Origin of the sequence: Pseudoxanthomonas sp. CCNWLW251, assembly GCF_037402255.1 — a bacterium.
Classification (GTDB): domain Bacteria; phylum Pseudomonadota; class Gammaproteobacteria; order Xanthomonadales; family Xanthomonadaceae; genus Pseudoxanthomonas_A.
Map to the genome: position 1 here is coordinate 329860 of NZ_JBBEGA010000003.1, position 11921 is coordinate 341780.

Annotated in this window: 7 protein-coding genes; all 7 read right to left on the reverse strand. The window is 64.7% G+C overall.

Features of this window, described 5'->3' with window-relative positions:
• Nucleotides 1-80: 80 nt before the first annotated feature.
• Nucleotides 81-782, reverse strand: a complete 702-nt coding sequence (locus tag WBN46_RS14560; RefSeq protein WP_337732171.1) for a hypothetical protein — start codon at nucleotides 780-782, stop codon at nucleotides 81-83.
• Nucleotides 783-903: 121 nt separating this feature from the next.
• The gene (locus WBN46_RS14565) at nucleotides 904-4059 is read right to left on the reverse strand and encodes a discoidin domain-containing protein (RefSeq protein ID WP_337732172.1); all 3156 of its coding nucleotides are present in this window, start codon (nucleotides 4057-4059) and stop codon (nucleotides 904-906) included.
• A 37-nt stretch (nucleotides 4060-4096) separates the two neighbouring features.
• Complete coding sequence (locus tag WBN46_RS14570) at nucleotides 4097-4918, reverse strand: carbohydrate ABC transporter permease (RefSeq protein WP_337732173.1); 822 nt, start codon at nucleotides 4916-4918, stop codon at nucleotides 4097-4099.
• The gene (locus WBN46_RS14575; protein WP_337732174.1) at nucleotides 4915-5799 is read right to left on the reverse strand and encodes a sugar ABC transporter permease; all 885 of its coding nucleotides are present in this window, start codon (nucleotides 5797-5799) and stop codon (nucleotides 4915-4917) included. Before WBN46_RS14575 ends, WBN46_RS14570 begins: the two co-directional genes overlap by 4 nt.
• Nucleotides 5796-7076, reverse strand: coding sequence for a sugar ABC transporter substrate-binding protein (locus WBN46_RS14580; protein ID WP_337732175.1), 1281 nt, complete (start codon nucleotides 7074-7076; stop codon nucleotides 5796-5798). The genes WBN46_RS14575 and WBN46_RS14580 overlap by 4 nt, the downstream gene beginning before the upstream one ends.
• An 81-nt stretch (nucleotides 7077-7157) precedes the next feature.
• Nucleotides 7158-8792, reverse strand: a complete 1635-nt coding sequence (locus tag WBN46_RS14585; protein ID WP_337732176.1) for a glucoamylase family protein — start codon at nucleotides 8790-8792, stop codon at nucleotides 7158-7160.
• A 92-nt stretch (nucleotides 8793-8884) separates the two neighbouring features.
• On the reverse strand, nucleotides 8885-11905 hold the full coding sequence (locus tag WBN46_RS14590) for a TonB-dependent receptor (RefSeq protein ID WP_337732177.1): 3021 nt from the start codon (nucleotides 11903-11905) through the stop codon (nucleotides 8885-8887).
• Nucleotides 11906-11921: the final 16 nt, after the last annotated feature.

Genomic DNA, 11921 nt, shown 5'->3' on the forward strand with positions numbered 1-11921 from the left:
GCTCGCCAGGGCCAGGAAGGTGTCGTGCTTGCCGAGGTGCTACAGGTGGCTGTGCCGTGCGGTCGCGACTTACGTCGCTCCTACATGGGAGCATGAGGCTTGAGGTCCACTGACACGCCCTGCCGTCTCCATCCCCAGGCGAGCACGGCGTACCAGCCGACCATCAGCAGTCCGAGCCACCACTCGAAGACGTTCTCCCACCGGTCCTTCACTGCCGGATCGGCGACGAGCAAACCGGCGGCGACATTCGCGACGCCAAGCAACAGCATCGCCAGCGCGATCCACGACATTCCTGCGATCGTGCTTGCCGGCAGTGCATGCGAGAGCACGGCACGCCGCATCAGCGCCAACTGCGCCAGATAGCCGAATCCGAAGTAGACGACCACGCCGTAGCGCCTCAGGAAACGGTAGGTCTCGCCTTCGGTGCCAAGGAAGGTGGCGTAGACCGCCAGTGCGAACGCGGACAGGACACCCAGCAGCAGCATCGCACGCCCGCCGTGCAACCAGCACACCGACAGCCACCACACCAGCGCATGCAGCACCGCGCAGGGGATCACCATCAGGCGGAACAGGTGATTGCCCAGTCCGTGCCGAGCCGCACGACTGATCGAGACGCAACCTTCCGTGTAGGGCATGCAGGCAGGCACATGGCCGCCCTGGATCGACAACAGGTAAGCGGCGTGTGCGGCGACCACGAACAGCAACGTGATCAGCAACGGGAGCGGCCAGAGCGGGATGCGGGTGGTGTCGGCGGGCATGGCGGCGACGGGACGATACGTCACATGGGCAATGTACTCCGACCCACGATGCGGCGCAGAGCACCGGAGTTTGCCCGGCCCGTGCAGGCCGCCGTGCGGATCTCCGCTCCACGGCAGAGCAGCGGAGCAAGCTGCGCTGCTCCGGTCAGGGCATCTTCACCACCACGCGGGCGGGCAGCGAGGTGATGCGCAGTTCACTATCCTTCCACTGCGCCGGCTTGCCGTTGATGCGGGTCTCGCCCGGCGTCGTTCCGTAGGGCCACGGCAGCACCAGTCCGCCCGCCGGCAATCTCAGCCCGGCCTTCGCTTCCAGCACGACCTCGTTCCCAGCGCGACGCAGCGAGTAGCCCAGCACGCCATTCGGTGTCCGCAGGCCGTCGATGGCGATGCCCTCGCCATCCAGCCAACGGGAGGGAACGCCTGACGCCAGCACGATGCTGTCATCCAGTTCGCGCGTGTAGGCGAACATGTCCAGCGCCGAGCGCACGAAATCCGACGCCACCCATGCATGCGGCAGGTCACCGACGAAGAACGGTTTGCGCGGTGTGCGCGACACCACTTCCGCCCACTGGCTCCAGGATTGCGGTGCGCGATCCTTGAAGAAGTAGTCCAGCACGTCCCAGGCACGGTCGCGCCAGCCCAGTCTGACGAAGGCCGCCACGTTGCGCCATTCGTAGGGCGTGTAATCCTTCCACTCGCGCTTGCCATCGCGGCGCTGCACGAACTCGGTCCAGTAGCGCTCGAACGTCCCGTGCAGCAGGTCGGCCGGCAGCTTGCCCTGTTCCCCGCCCGGCGCCAGCGCGATGGTGGTCGAGGTGGGGTCGAAATCGCCGATTTCCGCCGCACCCGGCAGGTACGTGATGCCGTGCAGGCGCGTCGCCGCGCGCAGGGACGCGTACAGGTCATCGCGGAACTGGTCGCGCGACGCCGCCATGCGCTTGGACGCTGCGGTTTCGCCCAGCGCGTCGGCGACCTCGACGGCATCCTTGTAACCCCGCAATGCCCAGAAGTTGTCCCAGTACGAATGCATCGGCTTGGCCGAGTAGCCTTCGTGGCTGATCGAGGCAGGCATCATGCCGTAGAAGGCCGCATTGACCGCGCGGTTGGCCTCGGTGCGCTCGCTCAGGCGCAGTTCCTCCATGTAGGCGAAAGCGCCCTGCACGTGCGGCCACATCTTCCTCAGAAAAGCCTTGTCACCGGTATAGCGGTAGTACTCGGCGATGTTGAAGATCAGCTCGCCATGGCTGTCGTTCTCCGGCACGGGGTCGCTGCCCCGGTCGTCGACGCAACACGGCACCTTGCCGTTCTCGAACTGGTACGGCGCGTAGTACTCGACGTACTCCTTCACCACTTCCGGACGACCGAGGCGCAACAGCCCTTCCGAGATCATCGCGCCGTCGCGGATCCAGCTGCGCGAGTAGGAGCGTGTGCCCGGCTGGAGGCGCGGCCCGATGCGCGAGATCAGCATGTGGGCCAGTGCGGTGCGCAGGGTGTCAGCGACGGGCTGTCCTTCCGCAGGCACCTGCAGCTTCATTTCACCGAGCTTGCCGCGCCACATGGCGGCCGTCGCATCGCGGTCGCGCGTGGCATCGATACGCGTCGGCAGATCGCCTTCCAGCGGTGCGACCCAGTCGATGTCGCGGCTCTCGCCCGGCGCCAGGGTGAACCGGTACAGCATCGCGCCCGACGCGAGGCCGGTCGCATCGCCCATCACGTGCGCGCTGCCCTGTTCGCCCCCGGCATCGACGACGTCAAGCCGCTCGCGGACCAGCCCTTCATCGAACCGGGATGCCAGCACCGCGTCCGGCTGCGCGAACCGCACGCTGTCGCGCCCGTTGACGGTGGCCACGCCGTCACGCAGCACCAGCGCGTTGACGGGGCTGAAGCCGCCCGTCGTATTGAGGAACTGGCTGGGGGGATTCACCTGCCAGGGCTGTACGGCCAATGCCAGCACGTAGTCGCGCGGGGCGACACCCGTATTGGTCAGGCGATGGCGGGCGACGACGCGCGAGTCGCCGGGTTTGCCTGCGGCAAAAGCCGTGGTGGAAAGCGCGAAGGCGGCATGCTTCCAGGCGACGGTCGGAATCGGCAGATAGCCATCCTGCAGCGACTGGGTCGCCTGCACATCCGCCCAGCCGATCCAGCGTCCATCGACCTGCACGAACGGCTCGATGCTGATGCCGCCCTTCGCGATCTCGATCGCCCCGTCCTCACCGATCAATCCCTGCTCGCGCCCGCCATCCAGGCCCACGATGGTCCAGTACGGCTGCTCGCCGCTGAAACCGCGCGGGAACCAGCCCTTCGGCGATTCGGCCGCCATCGCCTTGATCAGGTCGTTGGGGTGCGCGGCGAACGCCAGCGACTTCACCTCCAGCTCGGCCAGCGAGAACGAACGTCCGGGACCATCGCCGATATTGACGCGCACATAGCGCGCCTCCGATTCCGGCAGCGCCAGATAGTCGTTGCCACCATTGCCGCCCACCACCGTGCGGACGTCACGCCAGCGCATGCCATCGTCGGACAGTTGCACCAGATAGTCCGATGCGTGCTGCCCGGATTTCCAGCGCAGTACCAGGCCCCCGAACTCGCGTACCTTGCCCAGGTCCAGCGTCAGCTGGGGATCCGTGTCGCCATGCAGATCGGCCGACCACGCCGTCTCCCGCCTGCCGTCCACGGCCATCGTCGGCGTCCCTGCAGGAAACGCCACGGTGGCGCTTGCCTTGCCTGTCAGCGGGGCTCCGTCATCCACCGGCAAGGGTTGGAATGTCAGCTGGTCGAAGCAGATCGCGCCCTTGCCGCCTGCATTGTTGTAGACCGTGAACTCAAGCTTCGCGCTCCGACGCAGCACGCGGTCGGGGTCCGGTCCCCAGGCCTTGTCGATGTGGCGCTGCTTGTAGCGCACCGGTGTCCAGGTCGTCGGGTAGTCGTACTTCGGCCGGTTGACCCACCAGACGTTGTCGCCACTCGCGTCGATGACCTTGAACTGCAGGTCGTTGCGTGGGGAATCGCCGCGCAACTGGAAGCCGAACCGGTAGTTCGCCGGGTATTCCAGCGGCAGGTCGCGCTGGATGCCCGCATGCCCGGACACGCCATTGAAATCGTAGTCCAGGCATAGCGCCTTGCCTTCCACGCCATCGACGAGCCGAACGGCGGCACTCACCTGGTTCGATGTGACCACCCGCCAGGTCGCGACGTCGTCGAACCCGTCCAGCACGCGCACCGGTTCGGCGGCTGCGGCACTGAACGCGACCAAGGGAAGCAGCAGGAAACCGGCCGCAGCGCGGAAATGGGTCGACACCATGTTTTCGTCTCCGACAAGGGGCTGCAGGGCGACAGGCTCAGCCTTTCACGCTGCCCAGCAACAAGCCCTGGATGTAGTAGCGCTGCAATGCGAGGAACAGCAGCAGCACGGGCAGGATGGTGACGACCGAGCCCGCCATCATCAGTTCGTAATCCATCACGTGCTCGCGCGAAAGTCCTGCCAGTGCCACCGGCAGGGTCTGCAGTGCGTCATCGCTCAGCACGATCAGCGGCCACATGAAATCGTTCCAGGCGCCCAGGAAACTGAAGATGGCCAGCGTCACGAGGATCGGCTTGAGGCCCGGCAGCACGATCTGGAAGAAGATGCGCGCCTCGCCGGCGCCATCGATGCGTGCGGCCTCGAGCAGTTCGTCCGGGATTGAGCGCGCGTACTGCCGCACCAGGAAAATGCCGAAGATCGCCGCCATGCCCGGCACGATGGCGCCGGCATAGGTGTTCACCAGCCCCATCTGCTTCAACAGCAGGAACAGCGGCATCATCGCCACCTGCGCCGGGATGACCAGCGCCGCGAGCAGCGCGCGGAACGTGCGGTCGCGCCCCTTGAAGCGCAACTTGGCGAAGGCGTAGCCGGCCATGGTGTTGAACAGCAGCGACAGCAGCATCACGCAGGTGGAGACGATGAAGCTGTTGACCAGGTAACGCCCCATGCCCGCGCGCACGAACAATTCGCGATAGTTGTCGAGCGTGGGGGCCGCCGGCAGCAACGGCGGCGGGAAATGCCCCGCTTCGCCGGTCTGCATGAACGACACCGACAGCATCCACAGCAGCGGGCCGAGGCTGACGATGGCCAGCGCGACCAGCAGCGCATTGACGGCCACGGTGTCAACGCGCGTGTTCATTCGACACCCCGCCTGCGTGCGAACCACAGCAGCCCGCTGGTGACCGCAGTCATCAGCACGAACAGCAGGAATGCCACGGCGGACGCGTTGCCCAGGTTCCACCACTTGAAGCCTTCGTCATACATCAGGTACAGCACGCTCTTGGTGCTCTCCAGCGGGCCACCCTGCGTCATCACGTAGGGTTCGGCGAACAGCTGGAAGTAGCCGGCCATGGTCAGGATGCCGACCAGCAGCAGCACCGGGCCCAGCTGCGGCAGGGTGATGTGGCGGAACTGCGCCCAGCGCGAAGCGCCGTCGATGCGTGCGGCTTCGTACAGGTCTTCCGGGATGCTCTGCAGGCCGGCGAGGAAGATGATCATGTTGTAGCCGAAGTTCTTCCAGACCGCGAACAGGATGATCGTCGGCATGGCCCAGGCGGGATCGCCCAGCCAGTCGACCGGATCGATGCCCACCCAGGACAGGGCCCAGTTCACCAGCCCGTATCGGGTGTGGAACAGGTAGCGCCAGATCACCGCAACGGCGACCACGGTCGTGACCACCGGCGCAAAGAAGGCGGTACGGAAGAAGCCCTTGAAGCGGCCAAGCTTCGAATGCAGCAGCAGCGCGGCACCGAGCGACAGCGCCACCGACAACGGCACGCCTGCGGCGACGAAGTACACCGTATTGCCGAGCGACTTCCAGAACAGCGGGTTCTGCAGCAGGCCGACATAGTTGTCCACGCCGACGAAGCGCAGGTTGTCGAGATCGGCCAATGCATAGATGTCGAAATCGGTCAGGCTGAGCGCGAGCGCGGCCAGCACCGGCAGACCGAAGAACACCACGATCACGATGATGGCGGGAGCGGCGAACAACCAGCCCGCAAGCGAATGCGACGACCTCATGGCGCCGCTCCGGACTTCGCGGCCTGATCCAGCATCCAGCGGCGCTTCTCGAGGATGCGGTCGGCGCGGCGGTCCAGTTCCTCGGCCGCCTGGTCCACGGTCATGCGGCCGTTCGCCACCTGCTCGCCGACCAGCCGCATCTCGGTGGCGATGCGCTCCCACTCCGGCACCTTGGGAGTGGAGACGGCACGTTCCAGCTGCTCGCGGAATGCACGGGCATACGGATCACCCGCAAGCGCCGGTGTCTGCCACGGCGAGCGACGCGGCGGCAGATCTCCGGTCAGCGCATGGAATTCCGCCTGCACCGACGGCGACGACAACCATGCGATCAGCTTCCACGCCGCCGCCTTGTTCGGCGAATCCTTGAACACGACGAAGCTGGTGCCATTGGCCAGCGAGGCACCGGGACCTTCGGGACCCGGCAGCGGCATCGTCATCCAGTCGTCCTGCTGCGCGGCAGGCAGGCGCTCCTTGAACTTGGCGATGTTCCAGGGGCCCGAGATGTAGAACGAATAGAACCCCTTGCCGAACTCGTCCCAGACATTGGAGATCTGGTTGTTGGTGACGATCGGCGCCCATCCCTGTTCGAACATCTCTTTGTAGAAACCGAGCGCCTGGCGGAAGCCCTCGCTGCGGAAGTTGCCGTAACGGCCGCCATCGCGCAGCAGCGGTTCGGGCTGCTGGATGGCGAGGCTGAGCAGCGGCTCGAATTCGTTGAGCGGCAGCAGGATCGAGTAGTTGCCCTGCCCTGCGACCTGCTTCACCTGCCGCAGCGCCACGCGCCACTCATCCCAGCTCGCTGGCAAGGTCTCCACCCCGGCCTTGGCCAGCATGTCGCGCCGATAGAACGGCAGGCGCGTCTCCACATACCACGGCACTGCGTACGCGCGGCCTTCGATCACGCCGGTATCCCAGACACCGGGGAAGAAATCGCCCTGATCGAAACCCGGTGTCGCGGCGATCTCGTCGTCCAGCGGCTCCAGTGCACCGAGTGCGGCGAATTCGGGTATCCAGGTATTGCCGATCGGGCTGACATCCGGCAGCGATTCGCCCGCGAAAGCCGTCAGCAGCTTTTCATGAGCGGACAGCCAGGGCACGATCTGCAGGTCGACATGGACATCGGGGTGCTGGCGTTCGAACTCCGGCAGCAGCTTCGCCACCACCTCGCCCTCGTACCCCATCACCCAGAAGCGCACCACCGTGCGCTCGTCCCGCGTGTCCGCGCAGCCGGCAACGGTCATCGCGAACAGCAGGAACGCCAGAGAACAGCAGCGCACCAGGGCCCTCCTTCCACCGGAGAAGACCCTGATGCGTGCTGGAGAGACCCATGCTGGCGCACGCTCATCCATGTGCGCAGCTTACTCTGGCTGCTGCGGACGCGCCGCCTCAGGCTGTGCGGCCTGGTTGGCACGCGACTCCGCCGAGCCCAGCGCACGTGCGGCCGCAGCGTCGGGATCCGCCGGCGCTGCCGGTTCTGTGGTGGCGGCGGCAATCGCCTTGTCGGTCTTCGCCTCCAGCCAGCCGCCCTGGAACCCCGCCTTCCGCAAGCCCTCGCGGATGTAGGGGTTCTTCTTCATCACGCTCCAGACGAAGTCGCTGCGGTAGTTCGCGATCATCGCTAGGATCGGACCCTGGTCGATGCCGATGTAGTCGCTGGAGACCCAGCCCTTGCCCGGCACGATGCGTCCGGTCTTCAGCGGGATGTCGTAGTCGAAGCTCGGATTGAACGAATCCAGGAAGCCGTAGCTCGAATACAGGTAGTCGCCGTAGCGACGGTGCATTTCCTCGGTGGCCGGAATGACGATCTCCGGTGCGAACGGCAGCGAGGCCACGGCAGCGGTCGGTGCGATGGTGCCGTCGTCGAAGTTTTCACGGAAGCCGGCCCCGCGTGCGGAGTAGTGGCGGAACTGGCGCTGTTCGCCGCGATACTCCTGCGTGGTCTGCTGCGGACCGTCGGACGCGGTCAGGCCCCACACGTTCTCGCCGTAGTCCTTCCACTTCATGGGGTTTTCGATCGCATACGCGCGCTGTGCGTACGTGGCGCGGCGGCTGTTCTCGAAGTAATCCATGCCGCGCTCGCGCATGTAGGCATCCTGGATACCGCGGAAGTCGATCCAGACGTGGCTGTACTGGTGGCCGAAATGCGGTGCGAACGTCAGGTACTCCTGGCCCTGGAACACGCCCCACAGCTCCCCATAGCTGCGCGTCCACACTTCCCACGCCTCGGGTCCCACCGGGTGCGTGGGCGACGCCATCGCCAGTACGTACACCAGCATGGCTTCGTTGTAGCCCTTCCAGTCATGCGGGATGATGCCGCTTTCGGGGAACCAGCCCATCGAGATGAGCGGCTTGTTCTTCTGCAGGAACGTCCAGTCCACGCGCCGGTACAGCGTGTCGGCGATGTCGCGGATCTCCTTCTCGCGCGCGTCGTCCCGGTCGTAGTACGACTGCGCGAACAGCACGCCCATCAACAGCAGCGACGTATCCACGCTGGACAGCTCGACCCAGCTGTCGAAGCGGTGGCCATTCTGCATGTCGAGGAAGTGGTAGTAGAAGCCCTTGTGGCCACCCTTGCCTTCCTTCTGCGGACCTTGCGGCACGTCGCGCAGGAACTTCAGGGTGGTCAGCGTGCGGTCCACTGCCTGGGTACGGCTCACCCAGCCATTCTCGATGCCGATCGGATACGCGGTCAGCGCGTAACCCATCGACGCGATGCTGGCGAACGGACGCGATGGATAGCGGTCCGGCGTGAGACCGTTCACTTCGTTGGTGGTGTCCCAGAAGAACTGGAACGTGCGGCGTTCGATGTCGCGGAACAGCGGGGGCAGTTCCGGCTTCGCGGGTGGCTCGGGCTTGGCGGCGACCGCAGGCGCGGCAGGCTTGGCGACAGGCGCCGCGACCTGCTCGGGTGCCTTCTGGCAGCCCGCGATCAACAGAGTCAGCGCTACGCCGGTGAACCAGGACGAACGCGAGGCTTGGGTGATCTTTTTCAAAACGTCGTTCCGTTGTAATCGTTTACAGGACCACATGAAACAAACCCGCCGGTCAGACGGCGCACGAGGCGCCGCCTGAGGGCGGGTGAGTATTACCAGTCGAAGCCCATGGACAGCTTGAAGGTTCGCATGGGTTCGTACACTTCGATGCCGCTACGCGTGCCGAGGTTCGGGTTCTGCGGACCACCCGGCGAGCCCCAGTTGGTGTTGAACTGGTTCCAGTTCTCCCAGTTGAAGACATTGATCATGTCGCCACGCACCCAGACTGACAGGTCTTCGCTGGGATTCCAGCGCTTCTGCACCGCCAGATCGAAGCGCTTGTACCCAATCGTGCCCTCCGGCGTGACGGGCGCATAGAACGCACGCAGGTCACCGCAGTTCGCAGCTCCGGTGATGGGCTGGCACGTGCCGTCAGCCGGTGAATTGAGTCGATTCACGGCGGATTTCGGCTTCGGCGTCTCCAAAATCAACTTGCCACTGAAGGTCAGATCCCAGCCCGGCGAATAAATGCCGGAAAGGACCAGGCGATGCTTCGGCACGCCGACGGACACGTAGTAATCATCCGTGACGTACGGATAATCGAACAGGAACGTCTCGCCGAGCGAGGCTTCCGGACGATTCTCCTCCGCATCCATGTACGTGTAGGCGATGTTGACGCCCCACGGCGATGCCTGCGTGAACGGCTTGTCCGCCGACAGCAGCAGCGAGTTCTGGTTGAAAGAGAACCCATTGTCCAACAGGATCAGGTTGCCGTAGCCAGGCACTGCGATGAACGGCGAACCGCCAAACGTCTGTCCCTGCGACTGGAACTGATGGAAGCTGCCATCCGGGCGACGGCTTCCGAGGCGGCCATAGAAACCATCACGCGCGCGGATGTGCTGCAGGGTCACCGCCGTGTTCCAGTCGTGCCCCCACAGCGTCACCGCGTTGCGCATGCCCAGGCTGAACTGGTCGGAGTACGGCGTCTTGAAGTCGTTGTTGACCAGTTGGATCTCGCCGCCCGCCACAGGGTTCGCCGCACGATAGGCATCGAGTCCAGCGTCGGTCATCAGCGCCGGATTGAACGGTATGCAGTTGGTGCCCGAGCAGGGATGGAACGCGGTGGGGAAGTTGATCGTGTAGGTGGTGAAGGCACCCGCGTAGTACTCACGCGCCAGGTAGTCGAACAGCGTGCGGTCATAGGCGCGCCCGGCACCGCCGAAAATCACATGACGCTGGTCACCGGTGAGGTCGTACGAGAAGCCAAGGCGCGGCTGGATGGCGTCCTTGAAGTTGTCGCGCTTGCCCGGACCGGGGATGTAGTTGTCGATGTTGTAGTCGGTGTTCTGGATGTTCGTCCAACCACGCAGCGCGGCCTCGATAGCCGGGTCGAGGCGATTGTCGGTGTAGGCCGGATTCTGTTCGTAATCCCAGCGGATGCCGAGGTTCAGCGTCAGCTTCTCGTTGACCTGCCAGTCGTCCTGGATGTAGATGCCGAACTGCTTGTTCTCCGAGCTTACGAAGGGGTCGCGGCCGGTGCGCGGCGCGGTGAATTCGATGCGCCACGGCTGGGTCAGGCTCTCGTTGACGTCATACCAGTAGCGCGGGAATGGCGGGAATTGCTGGAAGGCCTTCAGATCCACCTGCTTGTACTTCACGCCCATCTTGATGGTGTGATTTTCCCAACCATAGAACGTCACATCGCTCTGGATACCGACGCCCTTCTGACCCTTGTCCTGGAAGTTCGGGCCGCCGCCGAGATTCAGGACCTGCAAATCGCGCTGGTTCGGGTTCTGCGGATTGACGATGGTGTAGCGGGCCGAGTTGATCGGGTTGACCGGACTCGGATTGTAGGCCGCCTCCTCGAACGTCAGGTGGCTGTCGGCCAGCCAATCCTGCGAGGAGTACTGCCAACGCAGGTCAACGCGGGTTTCATCGTTGTTGAGCGCCGTGCCGGCACTCGGAACGTTGACGCCGCCAATGCCCAACACACCGGTTTCCTTGCGGACCCGTCCGATCAGCTCGATCAGGTGCGCATCACTGGCCTGCAGGCTCAGCTTGCCGAAATAGACGTCCTGGTTGAACGGCCGGCTCGCAGGTCCGTAGTACTGGGTGATCTCGGACGGCAGGACCACGTTGTTGTTCAGTACCTCCGTCGGCGGCAGGATCGGAGCCGGGCGTACGATGTCCTTCGCTTCGTACGACACGAAGAAGTGCAGCTTGTCGCGCAGGATCGGGCCGCCAAACGTGATGCCGTACTGCTCCACTTTCTCCTCGTTCTCGCCATCCCGCAGCTCCTGCGGCGTGGACTGTGTCCAGGCCTCCGACGTGCGATCGACGAAGAAGCTGCCCTCGAATTCATTGGTACCGGACTTGGTGACGGCCGTGATGGCTGCACTGCTGATCTGGTCGTACTCTGCCTTGTAGTTCGAGGTGATGACCTTGTATTCGCCGATCGCGGACTGCGGGAACGGATTGCCTTCGCTGTCGTCCTGGCTCGTAACGCCGCCGGGCGTGACATAGTTCTTTTGGCCAACGCCGTCGATGTACACGTTGATGGCATTCGCGCCCTGCGCACCGCTGCGGATCTGGGTCTCCTGACCATTGACCGGCGTCTGCAGCGCCATGCCCGGCACGATATCGGCGAACGCCAGGAAGTTGCGCGAGTTCTGCGGCAGCAGTTCGATCTGCTTGTTCGACACGTACGTCGCCACTTCCGACGTCTTGGTTTCCACCAGCATCGGCGCGGTCACGCGCACGGTATCCAGCGTGGTCGCGTCACCCGTCGGTGCGGAGACCGGCGGTGCGTCCTGCAGGTTCAGCGTGGCGGTCTGGCCAACGGCCAGGGTCACCGCACGGCTGCTGGTCTGTCCACCGGCGTTGACCTCGATCCGGTACGTGCCCGGCGGCAGGCCGCCGATGTTGTAGCTGCCGTTCGCCGCCTTCGCAGTACGGGTCAGGCCGGTATCCACGTTGGTGACGGTGATGGTCGAGTCCGCCGTCACAGCACCACGCAGCGTGGCCGACGTAGACTGCGCCATCACGTGCGGTGCCGCCATGGCCAGGCAGCTGGCCAGGGCGCAGGACAACAACTTGCGATTGGGTTGGAACGTGGTGCGGTTGCGATGTTTCATTGGCTCTCCCTCCAAA